31 protein-coding genes are annotated in these 23,963 nt (G+C 68.4%); 8 read left to right on the top strand and 23 right to left on the bottom strand.

Annotated elements, in window-relative coordinates; translation table 11 throughout:
* Positions 1–34: 34 nt before the first annotated feature.
* From sctC to btc22, 22 genes are read right to left on the bottom strand one after another with little or no spacing between them, the layout of a single operon-like run.
* Entirely contained in the window at positions 35–1,828 is a 1,794-nt protein-coding gene (gene sctC / locus AC07X5_RS06790; RefSeq protein WP_494769522.1) for a type III secretion system outer membrane ring subunit SctC, read from the bottom strand.
* A gap of 11 nt (positions 1,829–1,839) precedes the next feature.
* On the bottom strand, positions 1,840–2,256 hold the full coding sequence (locus AC07X5_RS06785; RefSeq protein ID WP_494769521.1) for a type III secretion system chaperone family protein: 417 nt from the start codon (positions 2,254–2,256) through the stop codon (positions 1,840–1,842).
* Positions 2,253–3,299 carry a type III secretion system export apparatus subunit SctU gene (sctU, locus tag AC07X5_RS06780; protein WP_409961835.1) on the bottom strand — a complete coding sequence of 349 codons (1,047 nt, stop codon included), beginning with the start codon at positions 3,297–3,299 and terminating at the stop codon, positions 2,253–2,255. The genes AC07X5_RS06785 and sctU overlap by 4 nt, the downstream gene beginning before the upstream one ends.
* 18 nt (positions 3,300–3,317) lie before the next feature.
* Positions 3,318–4,127, bottom strand: coding sequence for a type III secretion system export apparatus subunit SctT (sctT, locus tag AC07X5_RS06775; protein ID WP_409961836.1), 810 nt, complete (start codon positions 4,125–4,127; stop codon positions 3,318–3,320).
* Between the two features lie 30 nt (positions 4,128–4,157).
* Positions 4,158–4,427, bottom strand: coding sequence for a type III secretion system export apparatus subunit SctS (sctS, locus tag AC07X5_RS06770; RefSeq protein WP_409961837.1), 270 nt, complete (start codon positions 4,425–4,427; stop codon positions 4,158–4,160).
* Between the two features lie 16 nt (positions 4,428–4,443).
* The gene (gene sctR, locus AC07X5_RS06765; RefSeq protein WP_428000734.1) at positions 4,444–5,091 is read right to left on the bottom strand and encodes a type III secretion system export apparatus subunit SctR; all 648 of its coding nucleotides are present in this window, start codon (positions 5,089–5,091) and stop codon (positions 4,444–4,446) included.
* On the bottom strand, positions 5,088–6,179 hold the full coding sequence (gene sctQ / locus AC07X5_RS06760) for a type III secretion system cytoplasmic ring protein SctQ (protein WP_494769520.1): 1,092 nt from the start codon (positions 6,177–6,179) through the stop codon (positions 5,088–5,090). Before sctQ ends, sctR begins: the two co-directional genes overlap by 4 nt.
* Before the next feature lie 44 nt (positions 6,180–6,223).
* Entirely contained in the window at positions 6,224–6,820 is a 597-nt protein-coding gene (locus AC07X5_RS06755; protein WP_494769519.1) for a hypothetical protein, read from the bottom strand.
* Between the two features lie 16 nt (positions 6,821–6,836).
* The gene (gene sctO / locus AC07X5_RS06750; RefSeq protein WP_409961841.1) at positions 6,837–7,343 is read right to left on the bottom strand and encodes a type III secretion system stalk subunit SctO; all 507 of its coding nucleotides are present in this window, start codon (positions 7,341–7,343) and stop codon (positions 6,837–6,839) included.
* Positions 7,340–8,680, bottom strand: a complete 1,341-nt coding sequence (gene sctN, locus AC07X5_RS06745; protein ID WP_409961860.1) for a type III secretion system ATPase SctN — start codon at positions 8,678–8,680, stop codon at positions 7,340–7,342. The genes sctO and sctN overlap by 4 nt, the downstream gene beginning before the upstream one ends.
* A 44-nt stretch (positions 8,681–8,724) precedes the next feature.
* Complete coding sequence (locus AC07X5_RS06740; RefSeq protein WP_409961842.1) at positions 8,725–9,339, bottom strand: HrpE/YscL family type III secretion apparatus protein; 615 nt, start codon at positions 9,337–9,339, stop codon at positions 8,725–8,727.
* A complete protein-coding gene (locus AC07X5_RS06735) occupies positions 9,336–10,043 on the bottom strand; it encodes a SctK family type III secretion system sorting platform protein (protein ID WP_494769518.1) in 708 nt (235 codons plus the stop codon). Before AC07X5_RS06735 ends, AC07X5_RS06740 begins: the two co-directional genes overlap by 4 nt.
* 22 nt (positions 10,044–10,065) lie before the next feature.
* The gene (gene sctJ / locus AC07X5_RS06730) at positions 10,066–10,902 is read right to left on the bottom strand and encodes a type III secretion system inner membrane ring lipoprotein SctJ (protein ID WP_409961844.1); all 837 of its coding nucleotides are present in this window, start codon (positions 10,900–10,902) and stop codon (positions 10,066–10,068) included.
* Positions 10,899–11,336: a type III secretion system inner rod subunit SctI gene (sctI, locus tag AC07X5_RS06725; RefSeq protein WP_494769517.1), complete on the bottom strand. Its 438-nt coding sequence runs from the start codon at positions 11,334–11,336 to the stop codon at positions 10,899–10,901. Before sctI ends, sctJ begins: the two co-directional genes overlap by 4 nt.
* Before the next feature lie 17 nt (positions 11,337–11,353).
* Positions 11,354–11,704, bottom strand: coding sequence for a hypothetical protein (locus AC07X5_RS06720; RefSeq protein ID WP_409961846.1), 351 nt, complete (start codon positions 11,702–11,704; stop codon positions 11,354–11,356).
* Between the two features lie 52 nt (positions 11,705–11,756).
* On the bottom strand, positions 11,757–12,266 hold the full coding sequence (locus tag AC07X5_RS06715; RefSeq protein WP_409961847.1) for a tetratricopeptide repeat protein: 510 nt from the start codon (positions 12,264–12,266) through the stop codon (positions 11,757–11,759).
* Positions 12,267–12,291: 25 nt separating this feature from the next.
* Positions 12,292–13,203, bottom strand: a complete 912-nt coding sequence (gene sctB / locus AC07X5_RS06710) for a type III secretion system translocon subunit SctB (protein ID WP_409961848.1) — start codon at positions 13,201–13,203, stop codon at positions 12,292–12,294.
* A gap of 30 nt (positions 13,204–13,233) precedes the next feature.
* Positions 13,234–14,364 (bottom strand): type III secretion system translocon subunit SseC family protein, encoded by a 1,131-nt coding sequence (gene sctE, locus AC07X5_RS06705; RefSeq protein WP_494769516.1) that lies wholly within the window; start codon positions 14,362–14,364, stop codon positions 13,234–13,236.
* Positions 14,365–14,378: 14 nt separating this feature from the next.
* Positions 14,379–14,879: a SycD/LcrH family type III secretion system chaperone gene (locus tag AC07X5_RS06700; protein ID WP_409961850.1), complete on the bottom strand. Its 501-nt coding sequence runs from the start codon at positions 14,877–14,879 to the stop codon at positions 14,379–14,381.
* A 49-nt stretch (positions 14,880–14,928) separates the two neighbouring features.
* Positions 14,929–15,648, bottom strand: a complete 720-nt coding sequence (locus AC07X5_RS06695) for a hypothetical protein (protein ID WP_409961851.1) — start codon at positions 15,646–15,648, stop codon at positions 14,929–14,931.
* A gap of 28 nt (positions 15,649–15,676) precedes the next feature.
* Entirely contained in the window at positions 15,677–16,267 is a 591-nt protein-coding gene (locus AC07X5_RS06690; protein ID WP_494769515.1) for a hypothetical protein, read from the bottom strand.
* A gap of 36 nt (positions 16,268–16,303) precedes the next feature.
* On the bottom strand, positions 16,304–16,600 hold the full coding sequence (btc22, locus tag AC07X5_RS06685) for a Btc22 family type III secretion system chaperone (protein ID WP_409961853.1): 297 nt from the start codon (positions 16,598–16,600) through the stop codon (positions 16,304–16,306).
* 180 nt (positions 16,601–16,780) lie between these two features.
* Between btc22 and sctW the strand changes: the two genes are divergently transcribed.
* The 5 genes from sctW to sctV all read left to right on the top strand — a co-directional run bounded on the left by sctW (position 16,781) and on the right by sctV (position 21,324).
* Entirely contained in the window at positions 16,781–17,887 is a 1,107-nt protein-coding gene (sctW, locus tag AC07X5_RS06680; RefSeq protein ID WP_494769514.1) for a type III secretion system gatekeeper subunit SctW, read from the top strand.
* A 1-nt stretch (position 17,888) separates the two neighbouring features.
* Entirely contained in the window at positions 17,889–18,269 is a 381-nt protein-coding gene (locus AC07X5_RS06675; RefSeq protein ID WP_409961855.1) for a CesT family type III secretion system chaperone, read from the top strand.
* Positions 18,270–18,379: 110 nt separating this feature from the next.
* Positions 18,380–18,796: a type III secretion apparatus assembly protein SctX gene (gene sctX, locus AC07X5_RS06670; protein ID WP_494769513.1), complete on the top strand. Its 417-nt coding sequence runs from the start codon at positions 18,380–18,382 to the stop codon at positions 18,794–18,796.
* A 6-nt stretch (positions 18,797–18,802) separates the two neighbouring features.
* Entirely contained in the window at positions 18,803–19,204 is a 402-nt protein-coding gene (gene sctY / locus AC07X5_RS06665; protein ID WP_409961857.1) for a type III secretion apparatus assembly chaperone SctY, read from the top strand.
* Between the two features lie 11 nt (positions 19,205–19,215).
* A complete protein-coding gene (sctV, locus tag AC07X5_RS06660) occupies positions 19,216–21,324 on the top strand; it encodes a type III secretion system export apparatus subunit SctV (protein ID WP_494769512.1) in 2,109 nt (702 codons plus the stop codon).
* Positions 21,325–21,386: 62 nt separating this feature from the next.
* On the opposite strand, the gene AC07X5_RS06655 is transcribed toward sctV, so the two are convergent.
* A complete protein-coding gene (locus tag AC07X5_RS06655) occupies positions 21,387–21,719 on the bottom strand; it encodes an STAS domain-containing protein (RefSeq protein WP_494769511.1) in 333 nt (110 codons plus the stop codon).
* 113 nt (positions 21,720–21,832) lie between these two features.
* On the opposite strand from AC07X5_RS06655, the gene AC07X5_RS06650 reads away from it, so the two are divergent.
* The 3 genes from AC07X5_RS06650 to AC07X5_RS06640 all read left to right on the top strand — a co-directional run bounded on the left by AC07X5_RS06650 (position 21,833) and on the right by AC07X5_RS06640 (position 23,912).
* The gene (locus AC07X5_RS06650; protein WP_494769510.1) at positions 21,833–23,341 is read left to right on the top strand and encodes a hypothetical protein; all 1,509 of its coding nucleotides are present in this window, start codon (positions 21,833–21,835) and stop codon (positions 23,339–23,341) included.
* Between the two features lie 8 nt (positions 23,342–23,349).
* Positions 23,350–23,610: a hypothetical protein gene (locus AC07X5_RS06645; RefSeq protein WP_494769509.1), complete on the top strand. Its 261-nt coding sequence runs from the start codon at positions 23,350–23,352 to the stop codon at positions 23,608–23,610.
* A 71-nt stretch (positions 23,611–23,681) separates the two neighbouring features.
* Positions 23,682–23,912, top strand: a complete 231-nt coding sequence (locus AC07X5_RS06640; RefSeq protein ID WP_428000758.1) for an EscF/YscF/HrpA family type III secretion system needle major subunit — start codon at positions 23,682–23,684, stop codon at positions 23,910–23,912.
* Positions 23,913–23,963 lie beyond the last annotated feature (51 nt).

Here is a 23,963-nt window from a genome sequence, read left to right as displayed (position 1 = left end):
AAGGCGCGGGGCGCCGCTTTAGCCCGCGGGGCCCTTACTGTGGGCTCGGCCGCAGTGCCTCGACCGCGCTGGCGGCGGCAGCGGGCAGCGAAACCAGGCGCGGCTTGATCATGAACAGGCGTTCGCGCGTCTGGTAGTTGTTGGTCCTGTTCGAGAACAGCAGCCCGAACAGTGGCACCTGGCCCACGATGGGCACGCGGTTGTTGTCATTGGTCTGCTGGGTGCTCCGGTAGCCGCCGATCAGCAGGGTCTGGCCTTCGCCCACGATGGCCTGGGTGCTCACCACGCTGCGCCGCACCGTGGGGATGGCGTCGACCCGGGTTTCCTGGATCTGGCCGTCCTCGATGTCCACGTCGAGCTGGATCACCGGGCCTTCGGCGCGCTGCACGAAGTGCGGCGTCACCCGCAGCGTGGTGCCTGCCGTGATCGGGGTGACCGTGGCCACGCGTTCGCCGATGCTGCGGATGTAGAAGGTCTCGGACAGGTCGAGCAGTGCGCCGATGTTGTCGATGGTGAGGATGGAGGGGCGCGACTGGATGGATGCATCGCCCGTGCCTTCGAGCGCACGGATGCGGTTGACCAGGAAGTTGCCCGAACTCACCACCAGGCTGCTCGGGTCGATGGAGGCGCCGCGCTGCAGCGCGCCCAGCACGAAGTCATTGCCATCGCCCGTAGGCGTCATATTGCCGAAGCCGCCCACCGTGCCGCCGCGGCGGCCGCTCCAGGAGATGCCCAGCTCGTCGAGCTTGGTGGAGTTGATGTCGATGATCATCGCCTCGATCTCGATCAGCGGGGTGGGCACATCGAGCTGCTCGATCAGCGCCTTGTACAGCGGGATGCGCTCAGGCGTGTCCTGCACGATCAGGGCATTGAGGCGCGAGTCGGCCTGGATCGAGGGCGCCAGGCGCCGCTGGGCCGTGACGCCGCCTGGCGTGTTGCCGGAAGACACGCCCCGGGCGCCCGTGAACGAGGTCGCGGGCGGCACGGTGCGGGCCCCGGTGGCCGAGCTGGTGCCGTTGGGCGATGCCGCCAATGCGGCGGCCTGGCCGGAGCTGGCGGCATCGAACGACAGGCCCGCCGTGTTGGCGGCCGAGGGAACGCCTTCGACCAGCGGTGCGGCGATGGAGGAGATCAGCGCGTTGTTCACACCCGACGAACCGCCCCCGCCGGTGATCAGGTTGCGCAGCACTTGAGCGAGGCCCGGCGTGGTGATCTGCCGGTCGCGGTAGAGGATGGTGCGGTCGTCCACCGAGGCGTGCTTCAGGCGGAACACCGCTACCTGCTGGCCGCCCGCGGTGAGCGGCAGCGTGGCCATGGTGCGCTCGACCAGGGCCACATAGGCCGGCGGGCCGGAGACCAGTGCAACCCCTTGCTCGGGCAGCTCGCCCCAGCCAAAGCGGGCATCGAGCACGCCCAGGCTGGTCAGTGCCTGCCGCACCGCGGCGATGCTGCTGCCCCCCGAGGTGATGCTGCGCGTGCTCATCTCGGTGGTGCGGGCGACGAACAGCGTGCCCGCGTGCGTGAACCACGTCAGGCCGTAGACGCTGGCCATGCGGTCCATGAACTCGGTCGGCGTTTGCGCATTGAAGCGGCCGCTGACCTTGCCTTCGACCAGGGGCGAGAGTTCGAGCGACAGGCTGAAGCTGGCGGCAAAGTCGCGCAGCACGTTGGCGATGGGGGCGTTGTCGGCGTAGTAGCTGTAGGGCGCATCGGTCCAGGGCACCGGGCCGGCGTGGGCGCAGGGCACGGCGGCCAGGGCCAGGGCGCAGGCCAGTGCGCTGGCCAGACGGGGGAAGAGCGGGCGGGTGGGGAGGAGGGTGCGGTGCATGGGCTGCGGCGTCAGACGTTGGCGATGGCCTTGCTCCAGAAGGCCAGGCAGTTCACGAAACTTCCCACGGCATCGTCGATGTCCTGCGTGGAATTGGCGGGGGCGGCCTGCTGCAGCCAGATGGCGCGGTCGCGCTCGTCCACGGCGCAGGCGGCGGCGTGTTCCTTCATCGTGCCGCAGGCCAGGCGGCCCACGCCCAGCAGCAGGTCGTCGCGTGCCGGCCCGGGTTCGGGCAGGCTGCGCAGGCGCGAGCGCACGGCGATGCCGCCCTGCGGCAGGGCCTGCAGGCGGATGCGGTACTGGCCGTCCACGGTGAGCGTGACGGGCGCGCTGGTGTTGCCAGGGGCGGCGTCACCAGCGCCGAACTGGGCGGCATAGGCCTGGAGCAGGCGGGCGGACGCGGGGTCGGCCAAAGCGGAGGTCATCATGGCAGGGGGCCTTCCATCTGTTGCAGCAGCCGCAGCACCTCGGCCACGGGTTCGATGAGTTCGGAGGGAATGTACTGGCCGGCCTGCGCGTGCTCGGTGAGCGCGCGGGCCAGCGGAATGTTCTGCATCACCGGCACGCCGGCTTCGCGCGCCGCCTGCATCATGCGTTCGGCCAGGGCGCCTTCGCCCATGGCCAGCACCACGGGCAGCGGGGTCTCGTCGGCGTCGTAGCGCAGCGCCACGGCCAGGTGGGTGGGGTTGGTGACGACCACGGTGGCCTTGCGCGAATGCTCCACCGCGCCCTGCTGCATCATTTCCTGGTGCAGGTGCTTGCGCTGGTGCTTGATGTGGGGGTCGCCCTCCATCTCCTTGTATTCCTGCTTGACCTCGTCCTTGCTCATCATCAGCCCCTTGCGGTACTGGTAGCGTTGCCAGGCGAAGTCGGCCAGGGCGATGGCGCCGTAGGCCAGGCCGACGTTGATCAGCATGGTCTTCATGAGCTCGCCCACCACGTGGCCCAGCCCGGCCATGCCGGCCTGCGGGATGCTGGTCATGATGGGCAGGGCGTCGGCGATCAGGATCCACAAGAGCGCCGAGAGGAAGCCGATCTTGAGCACCGACTTGAGGAATTCCATCAGGTTCTTCTTGGAGAAGATGTTCTTGAGGTTGTCCAGCACGTTGAGCTTCTTGGCCGAGGGCTTGAGCTTCTCGAACGCGAACAGGATGCCCACCTGCATGGTGTCGCCGAAGATGCCGGCCGCCAGCACGATGCCGATGAAGGGCAGCACCACCAGGGCCATCTCGCGCAGCACGGCGTCGATCAGGGCGTTGGCCGCGTCGTTGAAGCCCATCTGCATCAGGGTGGTTGGCAGCAGGATCATCTGCCCCAGGCCTTCGACGATACGCCCGGCACTGGCCAGCAGGTAGCCGAAGATGGCCAGGATCAAGAGCGTCTGCGTGAAGTCCTTGCTGTAGGCGACATCGCCCTTCTGGCGCGAATCGCGCAGGCGCTTGCCGGTGGGTTGTTCGGTTTTTTCGCTCATGTGTCTCCTTTCTTGCGGCTAGGGGGTGCCGAATGGGCCCCAGTGCTCGCGCAGCAGGGGCAGGATGCGGCCCACGGCCTCGACCTGGTCGGCGCCATAGTCGAACAGCGAGGCGGCATACAGCATCAGCACCAGCATGGCCAGCGCGCTCTTGATGGGCATGGCCATGAAGAACACCTGCAACTGCGGCGCAAAGCGGCTCACCAGGGCCAGGCCGATCTCCGCCAGGAACATGGCCACCAGCACGGGCGCGGCAAACAGCACGGCCAGGCGCACCAGGCGGTCGAGCTGCGACAGCATCACCGGCACCGACTCGGGCTGCAGCACCGGCATCCACTGCGTGACGCTCCACAGCGCGAAGCTGTCGTACAAGGTGCCCAGCAGCAGCGAGAACCCCCCCGTGAGCAGGAAGAAGACGATGAAGGCCTGGTTGAACATCAGGCCCAGCGGCGAGGAGTCGTTGCCCGTGAGCGGGTTCAGGGTGGAGGCGATGCTGGCGCCACGCTGGTTGTCCACGAGAAAGCCCACGGCCTCGAAGATCCAGAACGGGATGGCGGCCAGGTAGCCGATCACGAAGCCGATGAAGGCTTCCTTGACGATGGTGCCGATCACCTGCGCCGTGCCCCAGTCGGCGGCCGTGACCTGCGGCTGCAGCGCCGGCACCATCACCAGGCCCAGGGCGCCGGCAATGGCAAAGCGCGCCAGCCCGGGCACGAGCTGGGTGTTGAAAAGCGGCAGGACAAGGAACATGGCCAGGATGCGCGGTTGTGTCAAAGCCAGCGTTGCGACGAACGACTTGACTTGATCGTAGGTAACCGGCAGGTCCATGGGGTTCCAGCGCAGGCAGCTCTGGCCGCGTTATTTTCCGAGCAGGGGCATCACGTCGAAGATCTGCAACGTGAAATTGAACAGCTCGCCGCCCACCCAGCGCGCCGTCAGCAGCAGGGTGAGGGAGACCGCGATCAGCTTCACGCCGAACGACAGCGTCTGCTCCTGGATCTGCGTGAGCGCCTGGAACAGCGAGAACAGCGTGCCGACGATGGAGCCCACGACAATGGGCGGCAGCGACAGCCAGAGTACCAGGTAGAGGGCCTGGGTGAAGTAGGAGACGACGTCGACGGTCTGCATGGCGGGCTCCGGGAGGTCAGGCGTAGGTGAGGACCAGGCCCTGGATCAGGCGCGACCATCCGTCCACCATCACGAAGAGGAACAGCTTGAGCGGCAGCGAGATGGTGACCGGCGACACCATCATCATGCCCATGGCCAGCAGAATGTTGGAGACGATCAGGTCGATCACCACGAAGGGCAGGTAGAGCAGGAAGCCGATCTGGAACGCCGCCGTCAGCTCCGACACCACGAAGGCCGGCATCAGCACGATGAAGTCGCGCTCGGTGAGGCCGGCCGACAGCTTGGGGCCCCACATGCGCTGGGCCGTGCGCACGAAGAAGTCGCGCTGCTCGGGCCGGCTGTTCTTGGTCATGAACTCGCGCAGCGGCTCGGCCCCTTCGCGCACACCGCCGATCAGCGCGGGCACGCTCTTGAGCGTGTCCGGCTGGGCGGTGAGCCGGTCGAACATGTTCACACCCACGGGCGCCATCACGTAGACCGACAGGATGAGCGCCATGCCGTACAGCGCCAGGTTGGGCGGCATCTGCTGCACCCCGAGGGCATTGCGCAGCAGCGACATCACCACCACGATCTTGAGGAAGCAGGTGCACACGACCACCAGGGTGGGCATCAGCGCCATCAGCGCCAGCAGGAGCGCCAGCGTGATCGGATCGAAACTGGTCATCGCGCCGCGCCGTTGCCGAACAGGTTGCGGATGGACACGCCCAGTTGGCCGTCGATCTCCACCAGATCGCCCTCGCCGACCAGGGCGCCGTTGGCGCGGATGCGCACGGCGCCGGCAAGCGGGTGGCCCAGGTCCAGGGTCTGGCCAGGCTGCAGGGCGCGCAGTTGCGCCACGGTCAGGGCCACATCGCCCAGGTCGAACGACAGGCGCACGGGCAGGGCGTCGAGCGCGGCGGCGGTGCCGTTGGCGGGCGCTTCGTCAGCGGAAGAAACAGCGGGCATGGTGTCGGTCCATGGATGCAGAACGGTGAAGGAAGGTGCGGCGGCGGCGCTGCCGTCGGCCTGCGAATAGGACGAATAGGACACGTGCAGGCCGGCCTGGCCCGCGGCATTCAGCCAGAGGCTGCCCCGGGCGCCCAGGAAGCAGCTGTCCACGAGCACCACATCGCCCGGGGCCAGGCCCGCCGCCTCGTCCAGCGTGAGGCGGCAAAAGCCGAATTCGGCGCGCAGCGCCAGCGGTGCCTGGTCCTTCACCGGACCGGGCGCGGGCGCGCGCCTCGCCACCAGCCCCGCCAGCAGCAACAGGCCCAGGCCATCGGCGTGCAGGCTTGCGGCAATCGCCTCGGGGCCGGCATCGGCGGTCAGCAGCAGCTCGAAGGCATGGGGCGGCAAGGCCGTGACCGGCGCCTCGCCAGCGGCCCAGTCCAGCAGCTGCGGCGTGCCACGGCCCAGGGCCTGCAGGCTGGCGAGCAGGTCGGCCAGGCTGGCTTCGAGCAGCGCCTGCGCCACTTCGTCGGGCACGGCCGGCAGGGCGGCGCTGCCCAGGCTGGCGCTGAGCGCCTGCTCGATGGCCAGGGCCGGCAGGCGCAGCGTGAACTGGGCGCCCGCCCATTCGAAGCGCAGGGTGGTGCTGGGCGCGGGCACCGCGGACGCGCCGGTGGTCGGCACCAGGCGCGCCCGCCAGGCGGTGCTGCCCAGGCGAAGGGGCAGGCCGGCGGCACGCTGCGCGATGGTGGTGCGCGCCTGCGCCTCGTTGCGCGAAAGGCGCTGCGGCTGCAGGGGTGTGGCGGATGCGGGCTGGGCGGACATCGGTGCGGTGCAAAGGAGGGCGTTGGATGGGGCTGCAAAGGCGCTCAGGCGCCGGCGCGGGCCTCCACGGGGCAGGGGTCTTCGGGGTCGTCGGCCAGCACGCGCACGCAGACCGGCCGGGTCAGGCGGCCAGCCAGGCCATCGGCCAGCCACTGTGCATTGCGCGCCAGGCGCTCGCGCGCGCCTTCGTGCGAACAGGTGAAGCAGGTCACGAGCAGGCCTTCCTCTTCGAACACGTCGAGCACGACGCCGGGCAGGCTGTCGTCGGCCAACTGGATCTGCACCGCGCGGCGGCCACTGCTGCCATCGCTGACCAGCAGGCGCTTGGCCATGCTCGCCAGGGTGTCGTCGATGCCGCCGGGCAGGTCCTGCGCGGCGGAGGGGGCGCTGGCCGCTGGTGGTGCAGCCTGCAGCGCGGCCGGACCTCCGAACAGATCGAAGGGCCGCTGCGCTGTGGGGGCCGGGGCGGCAGGCGGCGCATGGCGGCCCGCATCGAGCAGGGCGCGCAGCGACTGGGCGTCGTCGTCCAGCTGCTGCTGGCCGCGGGTGTCGGTTGGGGGCTGCTCTCCCTTGCCGGCATGCACGTCGAAGGGCGTCGACGCGGGCATGCCCAGGTCGAGGTGGATGGGGCGGTCGCTCACCGGCGTGCCTCCTTTGTCATGCGGCGTGCTCCGGATCGTGGGCTTCCCAGTCTTCGCGATCGCGCCGGACGCTGGCGGCCTCTTCCATCTCCAGGTCTTCCTTGCGCTCGACCTCGCGCATCTGCGCATCTGCATAGTTGCGTGCCAGGTCGACGAACTTGGACTTCTGGCGCGAGGCTTCCTGGTGCGCGGCGCGGGCGTCGCTGAGTTTCTGGTTCTGCGCCTCCTGCGTGCGCTGGGCCGCGTCCACGGCGTCCTGCTGAGCGGCCTCGCGCTGGCGCAGGCCGACCACGGACAGCTGCACGTCCTCGATCTCGCGCAGCCGCACGACGCGAGAGCACAGGTCGCGGTACAGCGCGGTTTCGGTCTCCAGGCCTTCGCGCAGCAAGCGTGCGAGCAGGGCCTCGGCCGCTTCTCGGGCGGCCTGCGCATCGGCCAGCGCCTGGCGCTGCACGCGCACGGCACTTTCGGCCTGGCCTTCGCGGAAGGCCTTGATGGCGAGCAGGTCGCGGAAAATGCTCACCGGCGCACTCCCGACCCCACCAGGGCGGCCAGTTTTTCCAGTGTCTGCGGCAGGCTGGAATGTTCGTCGGTGCGCTGGCGCAGGAAGGCACGGATGGCCTCGACCTTGTCGATGGCCTCGTCCGTGGTCGGGTCGCCGCCGCGCTTGTATTCGCCGATCTTCACCAGCAGCTCGACCTCTTCATACTTGGCCATCAGTTCGCGCAGGCGGCCGGCCAGCTTCTTGTGCTCGGGCGTGATGACGGCGTTCATCACGCGCGAAGCCGAGGCCAGCACGTCGATGGCCGGGTAGTGGTTGGCCGCGCCCAGCTTGCGCGAGAGCACGATGTGGCCGTCCAGGATGGAGCGCGTCTCGTCGGCGATGGGCTCGGTCATGTCGTCGCCCTCGACCAGCACGGTGTAGAGCGCGGTGATCGAGCCCTTGTCGTTCATGCCCACGCGCTCCATGAGCTTGGGCAGTGTGGCGAACACACTGGGCGGGTAGCCGCGCCGCGTGGGCGGCTCGCCCGCCGCCAGGCCGATCTCGCGCTGCGCACGCGCAAAACGCGTGACCGAATCCATGAGGAACAGCACCTTCTTGCCTTGGTCGCGGAAGTACTCGGCGATGGCCGTCGCCACGTAGGCGGCCTTGGCGCGCTCCATGGACGATTTGTCGCTGGTCGCGCAGACAATCACGCTCTTGCGCCGGCCTTCCTCGCCCAGTTCGTGTTCGAGGAATTCGCGCACCTCGCGGCCACGCTCCCCGATCAAAGCGACCACGGTCACGTCCACGTCCGCACCTTTGACCAGCATGCCCATGAGGGTGGACTTGCCGCCGCCGGCCGCCGCGAAGATGCCCATGCGCTGGCCTTCGCCGCAGGTCAGCACCGCGTCGAGGGCGCGCACGCCCAGCTCCAGCGGCTCATGGATGATGCGGCGCTTGAGCGGGTCGGGCGCCTCGGCGAACACCGGGTAGAACTTGCTCGCCTCCAGCGGGCCGCGCTCGGCCTCGTCGAGGGGGCGGCCCAGGCCGTCGAGCACGCGGCCCAGCAGGCCGAAGCCCACGGGCACCATGTGCGCCCGGCCGGTGGGAATCACCTCGGTGGCCGAGGAGATGCCGTACATGTCGCCGATGGGGGTGAGCAGGGCCGCGTCGCGCGCAAAGCCCACCACCTCGGCCTTCATCTCGAAGTCTTCGCCGGGGTTGCGCAGCACGCAGACCTCGCCCACCTTCACCGTGGGTACCACGGCCTTGATGATGGTGCCGATCACCTGCGTGACGCGGCCCTTGATCTGCAGCACCGGCGTGTCGTCCAGCGCCAGCTGCATCATCTCGGCGATGTAGTCGAACTGGCGCACCGACCGGGTGCTGCCCTGGGGCTGTCCCTTGGCGATGGCGGCGTTCATATGCGGCTGCCCAGCACTTTCTGGAAGGCGCCCTGCAGCGCGGCGATCTGGCCGTCGATGCTGGCCTCGACCAGGCCGATCTCGCTGTCCAGGATGCAGGACTCGCCCTGCAGGCGCGCGTCGGGCACGATGTCCAGGTAGCCGACGCCGGGGTAGGCCGCCAGCAGCTCGGTGACGCGTGCGCGCACGCCGTCCACGCGGGCGGGTGGCAGGCGCAGCGTCATCTGCTTCTGGTTGCGCACCACGGCCAGCGCGCTCTTCACCACCAGCAGCACGCGCTCCTCGTCGTCGTAGCCGTCGATGATCTTGCGCACCGCGCTCATCACCAGGGCCACCATGTCGGTCTCGACCTTGGCGAAGTAGTCCACGGTGCGGCTCACGGTCTCGATCATCTTCTCGGCCTGCTCCAGCTGGGCTTCCGCCATGCCTTCGGCAAAGCCGCGCTGGCGCTCTTCCTCGAACGCGCCCTCGGCACCGGCCACGATGGTGTCGGCCTGCGCCCGGGCTGCGGCGAGCAGGCCCTCTGCGTCTGCCCAGGCCGCTACCTCGGCCGCCTTGACGACGCGCGTGCCCGGTGCAATGCGCGCATGCAGCGTGCGGGCGGGGGTCAACGGGTTGCGGGGAACAAGGAAAGCCATTGCGGGTCCAGTCGGGCCAGGAGTTGGAGGCACAGGCCGCGCGCGTGCGCGGCATCGAGCCCGCTGGCCGCGCGCAGCGGCGCAGTGTCGGCCTCGGGAGGGAGTTTCCAGTCGGCACGGCGGCGCACTGGCGCCGGCGCATCGTGCCAAGCCTGGGCCAGCAGGCCGGCGCCCAACTGGTCTGCCGCCTGGGCGTAGCTGGCGGCGCCATGGCCCGGCAGCCAGGGGCTTGCATCATCCAGGCCGGGGTGCAGTTCGGCCGCGCCGGTGCGTGCCCAGTGCAAGGCGTCGGCACCCAGGCCTTCGCGCGCCGCCAGCACCTGGTCGCGCTGGATGGTCTGGCGCAGTTGCCGGCCCAGCAGCAGCACGCCAGCGTCGCGCACCAGGCGCGCCAGCAGGTCCGGCGCCGCCAGGGCCAGCGGCAGGGCCGGGTGCCCGAGGTCGGCCACCGGGCGGGCATCGTCGCCCAGCCGCTCCAGCAGGCGCTGCGACCAGCGCTTGTGCAGGCTGCGCTGCGCCGCCGGGTGCGCCGCCAGCGGGCCGAGCGCGGCCGCTTCTGGAAACCATGCAGCGGCGCGCTCAGGGTGCAGCGTCTGGCTGGGCAGCAGGTTGAAGGCTTGCAGCCGCACGAACAGTGCGGCCGCGGCGGGTGTGGAAGGCGTGGGCAGGGCAGCCATCGGCGTGGTGACAGGTCAGCCGCTACACCGGGCGGGCCGTGGTGGCGACCGCGCCGGCCGGCTTGTTGCCGCGTGCGGGCAGCAGGTAGCGCCAGACCAGGTAGCCCAGCCCGGCGAGGGCCAGCACGATCACCACGGCCAGGCTCCACAGCAGGGCGGAAAGACCGCCGGCCGCATTGCGCGACACCTCGAAACCCCAGACGCTGGAGGTTTGCGCGGCGGTGGCTGCGGCCGAGGTGGCGCGTGGCTGGGCGCCGACGAAGATCACCGACACGCGCTCGGCCGTGAGGCCGGGAATGCTGTTGGTCACCAGGCGGCGGATCTGCGGCTGGATGATGTCCAGGCTGTAGCCATCCTGGTGCTTGATGAACACCGCTGCGGTCGAGGGCACGCCGGCCTCGCCCGCGGTACCGCGCTCGGGCAGCACCACATGCACGCGCGCGGCCAGCACGCCATCGATCTTGGACAGGGTGTTGGACAGCTCCTGCGACAGCGCATAGATATAGCGGGCGCGTTCTTCCAGGGGAGAGGAGATCAGGCCTTCCTTCTTGAACACCTGGCCCATGCCGGCGAAGCGCTCGCGCGGCAAGCCGTTCTCGCGCAGGATCTCGAGCGAGCGGCCGACCTGGGCTGAGTCGACCTGCACACCCACCATGCCGTCCTTGCCGGGGGTCTTCTGCGCGGGGATGTCGGCCTTGAGCAGGGCCGCGAGCACATCGTTGGCCTCGTCCTCGGGCACGGCACCGAGAAGATCCACGCGCGCGCCGCAGGCGGCCAGCAGCAGCGCGCACAGCGCCACTGCCAGGCTCTGCCAGAGGCGCCGGGCAAACAGGAAGGAAGGCAGGGCGGGTGCGTTCATTGCAGGCGCAGCAGTTGGTCGAGGTTCTGGGTGGAGCGGCTCACGGCCTTGCCGACAAGATCGTATTGCACCGATACCTGCACCAGCTGCAACTGCAGCTTGAGCAGGTCCTGCATGTTCATGTTCTTGTCGCCGTTTTCCAGCACCGTGGACACGGACTTCCAGGCCGACTGGAAGTCGCTGGAGACATTGTTCATGCCCGACAGGATGCGCTCGCCCATGGAGCCCGGCGCGGTGGCGGCAACCCCGGTGCCCGCCGCGGCCGGCGCCAGCGCCGCCTGCACCGCTTCGGCCACCGGTGTGGGCTGCTGTCCCATGATGGCGGAAAAGCGCGCGGCCGCCAGGCTGTCGGGCGCCGCCAGGGCGGCCGGGGGCGCGCTCAGCGCCTGCGTGGCAGAGGTGACTGCGGCGAGGGAGCCGGTGATGGGATCCATGGCGGGTGTCCTTGGCTTCAGGGCGAAAGAGGTGGGGGGCTGGCGGGAGCCTGGGGTTCGCCCAGCATGCGGCGTGCCAGCCGCAGTCCGTCATTGTCGCCGTCCGGCGCGGCATTGTGCAGCAAATCGCGCAGCAGCCGCGTGCTTTCGCTGGTGCGGCCCTCCATCTGCAGCGCCAGCGCGCACAGGGCCGACGCGGTGTCGGCGTCCTCGCCCGGGGCGAGCTGCGGCAGGGCGCGCATGAGCTGCTGCGCGGCCTCGGCCGCGCGCCCGGCATTGAGCAGGGCAATGGCCGGCCCCACATGCGCGAAAGCGCGGTCCGGCCGCACGTGCGCAAGCGCGCCGAAGATGCGTTCGGCGCGCGGCACGTCGGCCTGGCCTGCGGCGATGAAGCCGATCTGGGTCAGCAGACGGATGTCGTCAGGCGCCAGCAGGAGCGGCTCCCTGCAGACCCTGGGCGGGGGCGCTCAGCAGTTCCATCAGCGCCTGGGCGCGTTCCGCGGCCTTGCTGTTGGAGGCTGCGTTTTCCTTGCAGTACTGCAGCACCAGCTCGACGTTCTGCTTGGCTTCGTCGAACTCGCGCTTGAGCAGCAGGCATTCGACGATGGCCATGCTGTGCTCAAGGTTCTCGGGGTCGATGGTCACGAGGAACGAATGCACGTTCAGCGCCTCGTCATAGCGCTCCAGCATGCGGTAGCACACGGCCAGGCCCTTGAGATAGGCCACGTTGGTCGGCTTGTACAGCGTGAGCAGCGAGAAGTAGCGGTAGGCCGTCTCGTAGCGGCCCTGCACCACCAACTGGTGGGCCAGGGCGTAGATCGCGTCGGTGTCGGCATTGGACAGGCGCGAGTGGGAGGGCAGGGCTTCGAGCGCGTTCTTCAGATCGAGGATCGACTGGACTGCGCTGGCGTCATGGATGGCGTTGGACATGGCGGCGGGTTCCCTCGTTCGTTGGTCAGATGTTGCGCGAAATGCCGCGGTTGGTTTCGATGGCGGACTGCTGGATGGACTGCAGCTTGTCGCGCACGTCGCGGATCACGTCCATCATCTGCTGCATCATGTCGTTGGCGTGCTGCACCGCGGTCTCCTGGACCTTGGCCTGGGTTTCCAGGTTCATTTTCTCTGCGTCGGCCAGGTCCGCCTTGTGCGTGAAGCTGGCTCCGATGATTCCGCCCAGTCCACCGGTGATGCCGCTGGACGCCTGGCCCAGGCCCGCGTACAGGGTACCCTGTGCGCCCAGGGCCTTGCCGGCTGCTACCTGGTCCGTGGCGCCGTTGCTCAGCGCCGTCTTGCTGCTGGCCGAAAGCATGCCTTTGGTGCCCATCTGGTCGATCTGCGCCAGGTTCTTGGTGCCATCGGCCTCCATCTTGGCGCCCTTGATGGTCTGCGTGGCCGACGCGGCCGACAGCCCGGCCTGCAGCAAGCCGCCTGCGATCTGCATGGCGCCCTGCACGATGGCGGCCGTGAGGCGCTGGGCCGCCGCGTCCTTCATCTTCTCGGCGGCGTTCTGCAGCGAGGTGATCTGGGCCTGCGACTCGGCCGTGCGCTGGGTGCGGGCGGTGTTGCGCATCTCCTGTGCCAGCTTCTGGAACAGCGCCATGAAGGCGAAGATGTCCGCGGTCACCTGGTTTTCGGTCAGCCCTGCCAGGTTGGCTGTGCCGACCTTGGTATCGCCGGGCAGATCCAGCCCGTCGGCGGGGTTGCTGCTGTTGCCCAGCAGGGCGCGCTGGGCCTGCAGCAGCGCGTCAGGGTCGGTGCCCTGTGCGCCTTTGGCTCCCTGGGTGCCGGCTGTGCTGGCCAAAACATTCGGGTCCAGCGTTCCGGTATAGAGGGAAGCGCTCCGGTTGAATCCATCGATACTGCTCATGGGATTGTCCTCCTGGGTTGAACGCAGGGTTCAAATGGTTTGCGACTTGCCTGTCAGGTTGGAGCTGATCTGCGCCCGGCTCTGCCCTGCGGCGTTGATCATCTGGGTGACGATGTTCATGCCTTCCATCATCTCGTCCATCACCTTCTTGAGTTCCTCGCGGTTCTCTTCCATCTGCTGCTGCAGCTTGGCGATGATGGCGTCGATCTTCTTCTTGTCGGCCTGGATCACCTCGGCGTCGCGCTTGTCGTGGGCGATCGCGACGTTCACCGCGCCCTGGGCCGCCTGGGTGGCACCGGAGGCGACGCCAGCGATCGCCTGACCCGCCCGGCCGACGGCCAAGGCGATCTTCTGCGCATCGCTCACCGCCGATGCGCCGCCGGTCAGCACGATGGACACCGCCATGATCGCGATGGTGGCCACCACGGCGAAGGTCGCCGTGACGATGCCGACCTGCTCTTCATTGGCGCCGAGCTCCTTGGCCAGTGCGCCGATGCCCTTGCCGAAGGCCATGGCGGGGTCCATCCACTCCGCCACCGTGTCGAAGCCCTTGCCTCCGCGGGCCTTGTCGATCTCGCTGGCGATGCTGACCACCGACGAGGCCAGTGCCAGCACCGCCAGGGCCAGCAGCGGTGCGGCTGCGCCGCCGGTCGCCGCCGTGGCGACCGCCGCGGCCACCACGGCGAACGCCGCGGCGATGGCCGTGAAAATCTTCTTGAACCAGTTGAGCACGCCGCCGGCCTTTTCCTTGGCCGCCTGGTCTTCGCACTTCTTGATCCAGTCCTGGATCTTTTTCATGGACTTTTCGTGCTGCAGCTGCTGGTTCTTGGAGGCCGTGTCGATGCCCTCCTTGGCGGTCTTGAGCTGGGCCTCCTGGGTCTTGCCTTGCAGCACCAGCAGGGCCGCCGCCATGTCTTCGGCCGAGAAATTCAGCGATACGCCATCGATCTGGGGGGCACCGTTGGCATTGGCGACGTTGTTGCCGCCGGCGGACTGGCCCGTGGCCTGCAGCGTGCCCGCGAGCTTGCTGATCTCATCGAGGATCTTGTTCGGATCGGTCTGGATGGACGCCTGCAGCTTGGCCAGGATATCGGCGTTCATGTCGCCGAGCTGCTGGTTGACAAAGGCAGGCGTGGTGGAGACGCGTGTGATGTCGTTCATGGTCTTCGCTCCTCTCAGTGGGCCGTGGGCGACTTGCCGGCGCCGTTCAGCAGGTCCTGCATGGCCTGGGCGCGGACCTTGAGGTCGGCGTACTCCGGCGCATCGCTTTGCCGCAGGACATAGTGCAGCGCTTCCTGCGCTTCCACGCGGTAACCGAGGGCGAGCATGCACTCGGCGGTGTGGAAGGTGGGCAGCGGGTCGCCCATGTCCATCAGGGAGGCCATCGAGTAGTACTTGATGGCTTCCTTGTAGCTCTTGAGCATTTGGAGGCTGGCAGCGAAGGCGTTCATGAAACGCTTTTCCATGTGGTTGTGCACCACCAGGAAGCCGAAGGTGCGCATGGCATCCTCGTAGCGGGCCTGGGAGTACAGGCTGTGGCCCAGCGAATACAGCACTTCGTAGTCCGTGTCGTCGTAGGCGTAGACCGAACCGAGCGTTCCGCCGTTGGCCAGCAGTTCGGTGATCTGCTCCTCCAGGTGTTCGGGACCTGGCAGGCTTTGCATCTGGATGTTCATGGCTATTCCCCTCGTAATTGAGCGTGGCCGGACTGCGGCCAGGCGTGTTTCAGCGCATGTTGCCGAGTATGGAGCTGCGGCTGTCCTGCATCTTCTTGATGAAGTTGGTCATCAGGTCGAAGGCCTCGTTGCGCTTGTTCGACAGGCTCTGCAGGCGCAGCATGTCCATCTGCTGGCTGTTGCTCAGGGCGTCGATCTGGGTCTTGGAGTCGGCGATGCCGCTCTTGAGCGTGACCTGCTCGGCCTTCATGTCCTGGTTCTTCTTGGTCAGGCCGTCGATCTTGGCGTTGAGCTGGTCGATCCAGCCGGACACCGTGGTGCCGTGGGCGTCCATGGTGCCGTTCTTGTCGACATCGCGGGGCGCCGGGCCCTTGTCGGTCAGCCCCTCGGCGCGCACCCGCTGCAGCATCTCGGTGGACTTGCCCTTGTCGTCGCCGGCCCAGGCCCAGGACAGGCCGGTGTAGCCGTTGGGATCGCGGTCGCGGACCTGCGTGAGCTGGTCGCGCATGGTCTTGAGCTCGGCGATCTTGGCATCGTTGGCGGGCATCGCCACATCGATTTCGTTCAGCCGGGTCTGGCTGGCATTCATGCCCTGGTTCAGCGCCGCGATCTGGTCGTTCTTGGCCTGGACCGAGGAAATCTGCTCCTTGAGCGAGTTCTCGAGCAGTTGCGAGCGCTGGCTCTGCACGGACATGAGCGCGGTTTCGAGATCCATGCTGCCCAGCTGGATCGGCGTTGTACCCTGGATGGTGTTGAGATTCACAGACATGGATTGGCTCCTCGATGGCAGTGGAGGGTCAGCGCATGTTGCCGACGATGGAGCTGCGGCTGTCCTGCATCTTCTTGATGAAGTTGGTCATCAGGTCGAATGCTTCGTTGCGCTTGTTCGACAGGCTCTGCAGGCGCAGCATGTCCATCTGCTGGCTGTTGCTCAGGCTGTCGATCTGGGCCTTGAGCTGCTGGATCGCGGAGTCGACCTGGCCCATGGTGGTGTCGCCCTGGACGTTGTTGCCATACACGCTGGCACCGAGCTCGGCCATGTCGGCGTAGCCGGCATCGACCAGCGCCGCATTGGCGCGTCCCTGGGCGTCCTGCACGGTGGCCAGGGAGTTGCCGCCCTTTTTCGAGTCCTGCGTGTCCATCATCTTGGTGGTCGCATTGGAATCGCCGCCGAACAGGCCCTTGACGCCGTTCAGTGCGGCCATGGCGGAGTTGAGCTTGGCGATCTGCTTGTTCTTCGCCTCGACGTTGGAGATCTGTTCCTTGAGTTGGGTTTCCAGCAGGTTGGCGCGATTGCTTTGCACGGCCATCATGGCCGTTTCCAGGTCCATGCCCTGGACGTTGATGGAGTTGAGTGCGCCGACGTTGGCGCCGCCTACAGCAGACATGTTGTGCTCCTAAGGGAAAACGATAGGTTGTGGGGTTCAGATCATGGTGCGGGGGCGCTTTGCGCCGCCGGCCGGTGCCGCGCCGCTGAATGACTGGCGCGCCTGCTCTTCGCCGACTTCCTGCTCCACGGCGGCCATGTCGGCCTCGAAGGCCTTGCGGGCCTCGGCTTCGGTGTCGGCGGTGGATTGGGACCGCAGCACCGAACGCACCTTCTCGGGATCCAGGCCCTGGCTGCGGTAGAACTCGTCGCCGGCGGCGAGCTGGCTTTGCACTTCGTCGACCAGCGCCTGGGCGCGGGCCACGATGTCGTTGTGATCGTCTTGTCCTGGCATGTGAGCACTCCTGTTGGGTTTTGGGGAGGGGAAGCTGGCGGTTGTCAGCCGCGACACCGGGTAAGTAACAGGCCTGTCAGGCCGGTTCCACGGCCATGGCAATATTTTTGGCGTCCGGGCCAGGGAACCATCGCGTCCGTGGTGTTACCCAGAGATACTTGCGTGCCGCCGGATCCAGCCATGTCCCGAATCGATGCTTTCAACCCCGCTACGCCCTCTTTCGACACCGCCCTGCACCAGGGCGGGGCACAAGGGGGGCAGAATGCCGTCGGCCACTTCGGCGGCCAGCAGGTGCAGGTGGACGATGCCAATTCGGTGCTGACCGACGCGGCCGAGGAAATCAGCCTGCACCACTCGGAGAAGGCCGAGTCCAAGCACTCGTCCGAGCGCAAGAAGGAAGCCACGCGCGCCATGGAGCTGATGACCCCTGAGGCCATCATGGCCTACATGGATGCCTCGCAGTCCCAGGGGGGGGCGGAGGAACTGGTGCAGCTTGCAAAGCGCATGCTGTCCGGCCAGGGCGACCCGGCGGCGCAGGCCAGGAAGGCCTTCGGCGAGCCGACGCAGCAGTTCATGGCATTGCAGTACGCGCTGCAGCAGGGCGAGCGCGAGGGCGTGGAGCCCGAAATCCTGGACGCCCTGCGCGAAGCGCTGGACGATCTGGAGATGGAGCACGGCCCTCGCATCCGGGCCGACATCAACACCATCGGCACGGCGGCCGAGGGCGCGCAGGGCCACGCGCAGGTCAGCCAGTTCCAGGCGACCTACCGCGACGTGGTGCTGGGCAACAACAGCCTGTCCGGCACCCTGCGGCTGGCGCTGGAGCGCTTTGGCGATGGCGATTTCGCCGCTGGCCTGGCCCGCCTGATCAAGGCGCTGGGCAGCGACCTGGCGGCGGCCCGGCCCTCGGGCGATCCGTCGCGCCTGCAAAGCCTGGTGCAGGACCTGTACCACCTGAGCGTGGCCGCCACCGTGCTGGACGACAGCCGGGCGCTTCTGGAGGGCCTGGCAGCCAAGCATGGCATTGCACTTGGCTCACCCGCCGGCCTGATGCAGGACCTGGTGGGCGTGAGCGCCGAAAAATGGGTTGCGGGCACGCGTTTCACGGCCCTGGCGGAAAAGTTCGGGGCGGGGGGGGTGGAGGCGCAGATCCAGTTCCTGACCGGCGTGAAGCTGCTGCTGCGCGACATGCCGCCCAAGGTGTTCATCGACGCGGACCAGCGTCAGACCGTATTCCAGGCGGTGCAGGATGCACTGGACGCCGCCATTGACCGGGAGGATTATTGATATGGCCGATCTGCGGCAGGCTTTGGCCGAACTGGGCCACGACATCGGCATTCCCGAACTGGCACCCGGCCCCCAGGGGGAATTGCAGTTGCGTTTTCCCGACACCGGCGCCCTGCTGGGCGTGTCGCAGCACGAGGACACCGTCGTCGTGCACTACGCCGAGCCGGTGCGCTACGATATCGCCGCGCTGCTGCTGCGCGCCATGCGCCAGGCGGCCAAGGTGCCCGAGCCGGCGCAGGCGGTGCAGGTGGGGCTGCGCAGCACCACCTCGGGTGACTGGCTGGTGCTGGCCACGCGGTTTGAGGCCCACGAGGCGGGCGCACGGCGCATCCGCCAGGCGGCGGACTTCCTGCGCCAGTGGCTGGCCACGCTCGAACCATGAAATTGCCCTCCGGCATGCCGGCGGCATGGAACTTCCGGCACGCCACGGTTACCCACTGCACAGGCGCGGTGGGGTCCGGCGCGCTGCCCCCTTAGTTGCAAGGAAACACCATGTCCAACGTCTCTCTCGGCCACCTGGCCTTCGACCGGGGCATCGACAGCATCACCTACGCCCGCCAGGAAGGGCTGCAGGCCCTGCCCGAGCGCGAAGAGGCGCCGCCGCCCGATCTGGGCGCCCGGCCCCAGGTGGAAACCCTGCTGTCCCTGCTGACGCTCGACGACGCCCTGGAGTCGGCGATCCGCCCCCAGCTCGAGAACCGCGACCTGATGGTGCCTGCGCGCTTTCGCCAGGCACTGGACGATGCGCTGGCGCGCCTGACCGAGGCCGCCGAGCAGACCCAGCCGGCCGGCGGCGACAGTGCGGGTGACGGTGCACGCGTGCTCAACCGCGCCGTGCGCCTGCTCAAGGAAGAGTGCGGCCTGCGCGACCTGCTGCAGATGTACCGCAGCGCCCTGTACCAGGGTTGAGGGCGGATGGCTGACCTGAACACCGCCGCGGCGCCGGCCCTGGGTGCCGACATCGAGCTGATGGACCTGCTGGGCTATGTGTACCTGCAGAACAACCGGCCTGACAAGGCGGCCGTGCTGCTGGCTGCCCGCGACGTGCTGGCGCCCGACCACCCGCGCACCCTGCTGACCCTGGCGCTGGCCCAGGTGCGCGCGGCCAAGCCGGCACGCGCACTCGATACGCTGGACCGGCTGGCCCTGCTGGGCGCCATGGACGGCGCCTTCCACCTGGTGCGTGCCCAGGCGCTGCAGGCCCTGGGCCGCACCGACGAGGCGGCCGGCGCCATGCGCGCCTTCATCGCCCTGCGCGGCGCCGAGGCCGCCCCGGCCGCAGGCGCACCCTCCGCCGCTGCCCGCCATTCCGCATAAGAACCCATTCCATGTCGCAGACCGCCACCGCCAACCGCCTGCAGCGCATCGTCCAGGTCGCCACCAGCCGCAATGACCTGGTGCTGGCCTTCTTCCTGGTGGCCGTGATCTTCATGATGATCCTGCCGCTGCCCACCTGGCTGGTGGACACGCTGATCGGCATCAACATGACCGTCTCGGCCATCCTGCTGATGGTGGCCATGTACCTGCCCTCGCCGCTGGCGTTCTCGTCCTTTCCCTCGGTGCTGCTGGTCACCACGCTGTTCCGGCTGGGCATCTCGATCGCCACCACGCGACTGATCCTGCTGCAGGGCGACGCGGGGCACATCATCTTCACCTTCGGCAACTTCGTCGTCGGCGGCAACCTGGTGGTCGGCCTGGTGGTGTTCCTGATTCTGACCATCGTGCAGTTCGTCGTGATCACCAAGGGCGCGGAGCGCGTGGCCGAAGTGGCAGCGCGTTTTTCGCTCGATGCGATGCCGGGCAAGCAGATGTCGATCGACGGCGACATGCGCGCCGGCACCATCGACATGGAAGAGGCCAAGCGCCGGCGCAACATCGTCGAGAAGGAAAGCCAGCTCTACGGCGCCATGGACGGCGCCATGAAGTTCGTCAAGGGCGATGCCATCGCCGGCCTGATCATCGTGGCCGTGAACCTGCTGGGCGGCATCGTCATCGGCGTGATGCAGCGCGGCATGACGGCCGCCGAGGCGGCGAAGACCTATTCGGTGCTGACCATCGGTGACGGCCTGATCGCGCAGATCCCGGCCCTGTTCATCGCCATCTGCGCGGGCATGATCGTCACGCGCGTGCAATCGGGCGACGGCCCGTCCAACGTCGGCAAGGACATCGGCCAGCAGGTGCTGGCCCAGCCCCGCGCCCTGCTGATCGCCGCCGCCGTGGCCCTGGGCATGGGCCTGATTCCCGGCATGCCGCTGCCGGTGTTCCTGATCCTGGCGGGCGTCATCGGCACCGTGGGCATCGTCATCATGCGCAGCACGCGCCGCGTGGTCGACGAGAAGACCGGCGAGGTCACCGAGGTGCCGGCCATGCAGCCCGCGGGCGAAAAGCCCAAGAAGAAGGCCACCGACGGCAGCGAGGAATTCGCGCCCACCGTGCCCCTGCTCATGGACGTGGCCGCGGGGCTGCAGCAGGCCTTCGACGCCGACGTGCTCAACGAGGAGCTGCTCAAGATCCGCCGCGCCCTGTATTTCGACCTGGGCGTGCCGTTCCCCGGCATCCAGCTGCGCTTCAACGACGCCCTGCCGCCCGAGAGCTACAACATCCTGCTGTCCGAGGTGCCGGTGTCGCAGGGGCGGCTGCGGCCGGGCTGGCTGCTGGTGCGCGAAAGCACGGCCAACCTGGATGCGCTGCAGATCGCCTACGAGAGCGACCGCAAGTTCCTGCCGCACATTCCCACGCTCTGGGTCTCGGCCGAGCTGCGCGATACGCTGGGCCGGGCCGGCATTCCCTTCATGGACCCGAGCCAGGTACTGACCTACCACCTGGCCTTCGTGCTCAAGAAGTACTCGGCCGACTTCATCGGCATCCAGGAGACACGCTTTCTGCTCAGCGCCATGGAAGGGCGTTTCCCCGACCTGGTCAAGGAGTCCACACGGGTGCTGCCGATCCAGAAGATCGCCGAGATCCTGCAGCGCCTGGTGTCCGAGGACATCTCGGTGCGCAACCTGCGCGCCATCCTTGAGTCGCTGATCGAATGGGGCCAGAAGGAAAAGGATTCGGTGCTGCTGACCGAGTACGTGCGCTCCACGCTCAAGCGCCACATCAGCTACAAGTATTCGAGCGGGCAGAACATCCTGCCGGCCTACCTGCTGGCGCCGAGCATCGAGGACACGGTGCGGGGCGCCATCCGCCAGACCTCGGCGGGCAGCTACCTGGCGCTGGATCCAACGGTGAGCAAGCGCCTGGTGGACAACATCAAGAAGACCGTGGGCGATCTGGGGGCGAGCGCACAGCGGCCGGTGCTCCTCACGTCCATGGACATCCGCCGCTACCTGCGCAAGATGATCGAGCAGGACCTGTACGAGCTGCCTGTGCTGAGCTACCAGGAGCTTACGCAGGAGATCAATATCCAGCCGCTCGCACGGATCGACCTGTGATGCGGGCCTTTTCCACCATCCGCACCAGGATGCACCCCGGCCGCCGCCGGGGCTGCGGCCGTTCAGACCTTGGCCAGGCCTTCGTCCAGCGTATCGGTGACGGCGAACAGGGTCAGGAAGCCGCTCATGTCGAACACCTCGCGCACCATGTCGCGCAAACCGACCAGCACCAGCTTGCCCTTGCTGGCACGCAGCTTCTTGCCCGCGAGCAGCACCACGCGCAGGCCGGCGGAGCTGATGTAGTCCAGCGCCGAGAGGTCGAACACCACGCGCTGCGTGCCCGATTCGAGCTGTTCGGTGATCACGCGCTCGAGTTCGGGCGAGCTGCTGCTGTCGAGGCGGCCGCGCGGGCGCAGGATCAAGATGTCGTCGCGGCGCTCCTGTTCGAGGTTCATGGGCGCAATCCTTTGAATCATGGCTGTGGAAAAGAAGTCCTCGGACTTCGGCTGAGCCCATTGTATGGGCCGCACCGTCGTTCCCGGCACGCGATGCGCACAGGAGCCTGCCAATGAGCGCGCAACCCGACGACCACGGGCAGGACGCCGAGCTGCGTGTGCTGAGCGGCTGCCACGCCGGGGCCCGCGCGCCGCTGGCCGAGGCCCTGCGGATCGGCGCGGGCGACGACTGCGACCTGATCGTGAGCGACATGGTGCTGCCGCCGGGCGCCCAGGGCTGGCTGCATGCCACCGGGGGCCATTGGAAGGTGCTGGCCCAGCGGCGGCCCGCTGGCGCGGCCAACGACGCTGCCGGCCCCGGGGCCGCGGGTGACGCCTGGGTGCCCCCCACCGCCTGGGGCGGTGTGGTGCGGCTGGGTGGCATCGCCATCACGGTGAGCGCTCCCCATGCCTCCTGGCAGGCACTTCCAGAGGGTGAGGCTGTGGCTGCCGCGCCCGTGGCGCCGGCTGCCACAGCGGAGGCCGAGCCGGCACCAGCGCAGGAGCTTGCGCTTCCGGATGGGGCGGATGCCACGCCCGCACCCCGGGAAACGCCGGCGCCGGTGGTGGTGGACGCAGCAGCACCTGCGGCCGCTGCGCCACCGCCTCCGGTGGCGCGGGCGCGCAGCTGGCACCCCGCCTGGGTGGTGGGGGCCGCCCTGTGCGTGCTCCTGCTGGGCGTGTTCGTGTCCCTGCTCACCGGGCGCGGCCCGGCACCTGCAGCCCCGGCAGCGGCCACGGCGGCCCCCGCACCCGCGGACCCGGCGCGCCAGCAGCAGATGCTGCGCGGCATACAGCGCGCGGTGGCGGCGGTGGATCCCGCCCTGCGCCTGCAGATCGACCCGCTGCCCGATGGCCGCGCGCGCGTGAGCGGATGGGTGCCGGGCATCGAGCAGCTGGATCGCCTGGCCGAAGGCCTGGCCACGGTCCGGCCCACGCCGGTGCTGGCCGTGCGCACCGCTCCCGAGCTGCTCGACGACCTGATGGTGGTGGGCAACGCCACGGGCGCACCGCTGCGCTTCGAGCTGCTGGGCGCGGGTCGCGTCAAGGCCCTGGGGGCGGTGCTGGCGGCGACGGAGCGCGACCGTGTGCTGTCGCAGCTGCGCGAACGCCTGCCGCCGGGCATCGAACTTGTCGACGCGCTGCGCGTGGCCGAGCAGCAGGGCCCCGCCATCCTGGAATGGCTGCGTGTTGCCGGCTTCGGTACGGCCAGCGCCAACTGGGACGCGCAGGCGCAGCAGTTCGCGCTGGCGCTGGACATCGAGCCCGGCCGGCGCCCTGCGCTGGAGTCGCTGCTGGCACGCGACGGCACGCCGCTGTCCGGCATTGCCTTCACCTTGCGCGTGCGCGAGACCGCGCAGGCGGCGGCCGCGCCTGCCGGCAGCGTGGCGCTGGTGCACGCCAGCGTGGCGCCACTGCCGTTTCGCATTCGCGGCGTGGTCGGCGGCCCGGCGCCCTACGTGGTGCTCGGCGATGGCAGCAAGCTGCAGCCCGGTGGCCAGCGTGCCGGCTGGCGCCTGGCCGGCATCGAACCCGACCGCCTGGTTTTCGAGGGACCGCGCCGCCTGGTGGTGTCGCGGTGAGCAACAGCATGAAACTTCTGGTACCTGGCGTTGACCGATCCGTGCAGGCGTCGCCTGGGCCGCTGAGCGAGCTGGAGCTTGCGTTGCAAGGCGAGCATGCCGCGCAGGCGCGCGAAGAGGCGCTCGCCGCCCTCGGGGCGATCGAGGACCGGCTGCGCAGCGCGGCTGCCGCCGGCTTGCCGCCAGCCGAATTTGCGGTGCTGACCGCCTTGCAGGACGCTTGTCAAGCGGCCCGCGAAACGCTCACAATACCGGTGCGCCGCCTGTAGACAGACTTTTTCCGCGTTTTTTCTTCTTCTGCGCGTTTTTTCCACCCCGCCCCACCCTTCAGGAGTCCGCCATGGCCGGTATCAACTTCAACAACCTCAACAACACCCTGGGCAAGGTCTCCCAGACCCGCGAAGCCGAGCTGCAGAGCACCATCACCAGCATGGACGATTCGGCAACCACCACCGACCTGCTCAAGCTGCAGCAGCAGATCCAGCAGTGGACCATGTTCACGCAGATCCAGAGCACCGTGGTCAAGGAAGTGGCCGACACCATGAAGGGCGTGATCCAAAAGGCGGCCTGAAGCCCCTGGCAGTCCTCCCGCACCCACAAAAAAGCCGCGCATTGCGCGGCT

Source organism: Acidovorax sp. GW458-11-26-14-TSB4, assembly GCF_059423865.1.
Note: the sequence above shows the minus strand (reverse complement) of the source record. Positions and strands in the feature narration are given on the sequence as shown.

Excerpts from the sequence above, each read along its gene's own strand:
- sctR (WP_428000734.1), bottom strand. The coding sequence starts at position 5,091 with ATGACCAGTTTCGATCCGATCACGCTGGCGCTCCTGCTGGCGCTGATG.
- sctS (WP_409961837.1), bottom strand. The coding sequence starts at position 4,427 with ATGCAGACCGTCGACGTCGTCTCCTACTTCACCCAGGCCCTCTACCTG.
- sctB (WP_409961848.1), bottom strand. The coding sequence starts at position 13,203 with ATGAGCAGTATCGATGGATTCAACCGGAGCGCTTCCCTCTATACCGGA.
- btc22 (WP_409961853.1), bottom strand. The coding sequence starts at position 16,600 with ATGCCAGGACAAGACGATCACAACGACATCGTGGCCCGCGCCCAGGCG.
- sctX (WP_494769513.1), top strand. The coding sequence starts at position 18,380 with ATGTCCAACGTCTCTCTCGGCCACCTGGCCTTCGACCGGGGCATCGAC.
- sctC (WP_494769522.1), bottom strand. The coding sequence starts at position 1,828 with ATGCACCGCACCCTCCTCCCCACCCGCCCGCTCTTCCCCCGTCTGGCC.
- sctY (WP_409961857.1), top strand. The coding sequence starts at position 18,803 with ATGGCTGACCTGAACACCGCCGCGGCGCCGGCCCTGGGTGCCGACATC.
- AC07X5_RS06715 (WP_409961847.1), bottom strand. The coding sequence starts at position 12,266 with ATGTCCAACGCCATCCATGACGCCAGCGCAGTCCAGTCGATCCTCGAT.
- AC07X5_RS06675 (WP_409961855.1), top strand. The coding sequence starts at position 17,889 with ATGGCCGATCTGCGGCAGGCTTTGGCCGAACTGGGCCACGACATCGGC.
- AC07X5_RS06700 (WP_409961850.1), bottom strand. The coding sequence starts at position 14,879 with ATGAACATCCAGATGCAAAGCCTGCCAGGTCCCGAACACCTGGAGGAG.
- AC07X5_RS06785 (WP_494769521.1), bottom strand. The coding sequence starts at position 2,256 with ATGATGACCTCCGCTTTGGCCGACCCCGCGTCCGCCCGCCTGCTCCAG.
- sctI (WP_494769517.1), bottom strand. The coding sequence starts at position 11,336 with ATGGATCCCATCACCGGCTCCCTCGCCGCAGTCACCTCTGCCACGCAG.
- sctQ (WP_494769520.1), bottom strand. The coding sequence starts at position 6,179 with ATGTCCGCCCAGCCCGCATCCGCCACACCCCTGCAGCCGCAGCGCCTT.
- AC07X5_RS06645 (WP_494769509.1), top strand. The coding sequence starts at position 23,350 with ATGAAACTTCTGGTACCTGGCGTTGACCGATCCGTGCAGGCGTCGCCT.
- AC07X5_RS06655 (WP_494769511.1), bottom strand. The coding sequence starts at position 21,719 with ATGAACCTCGAACAGGAGCGCCGCGACGACATCTTGATCCTGCGCCCG.
- sctV (WP_494769512.1), top strand. The coding sequence starts at position 19,216 with ATGTCGCAGACCGCCACCGCCAACCGCCTGCAGCGCATCGTCCAGGTC.
- AC07X5_RS06640 (WP_428000758.1), top strand. The coding sequence starts at position 23,682 with ATGGCCGGTATCAACTTCAACAACCTCAACAACACCCTGGGCAAGGTC.
- sctE (WP_494769516.1), bottom strand. The coding sequence starts at position 14,364 with ATGAACGACATCACACGCGTCTCCACCACGCCTGCCTTTGTCAACCAG.
- AC07X5_RS06695 (WP_409961851.1), bottom strand. The coding sequence starts at position 15,648 with ATGTCTGTGAATCTCAACACCATCCAGGGTACAACGCCGATCCAGCTG.
- sctW (WP_494769514.1), top strand. The coding sequence starts at position 16,781 with ATGTCCCGAATCGATGCTTTCAACCCCGCTACGCCCTCTTTCGACACC.
- AC07X5_RS06650 (WP_494769510.1), top strand. The coding sequence starts at position 21,833 with ATGAGCGCGCAACCCGACGACCACGGGCAGGACGCCGAGCTGCGTGTG.
- AC07X5_RS06690 (WP_494769515.1), bottom strand. The coding sequence starts at position 16,267 with ATGTCTGCTGTAGGCGGCGCCAACGTCGGCGCACTCAACTCCATCAAC.
- sctT (WP_409961836.1), bottom strand. The coding sequence starts at position 4,127 with ATGGACCTGCCGGTTACCTACGATCAAGTCAAGTCGTTCGTCGCAACG.
- sctJ (WP_409961844.1), bottom strand. The coding sequence starts at position 10,902 with ATGAACGCACCCGCCCTGCCTTCCTTCCTGTTTGCCCGGCGCCTCTGG.
- sctU (WP_409961835.1), bottom strand. The coding sequence starts at position 3,299 with ATGAGCGAAAAAACCGAACAACCCACCGGCAAGCGCCTGCGCGATTCG.
- AC07X5_RS06735 (WP_494769518.1), bottom strand. The coding sequence starts at position 10,043 with ATGGCTGCCCTGCCCACGCCTTCCACACCCGCCGCGGCCGCACTGTTC.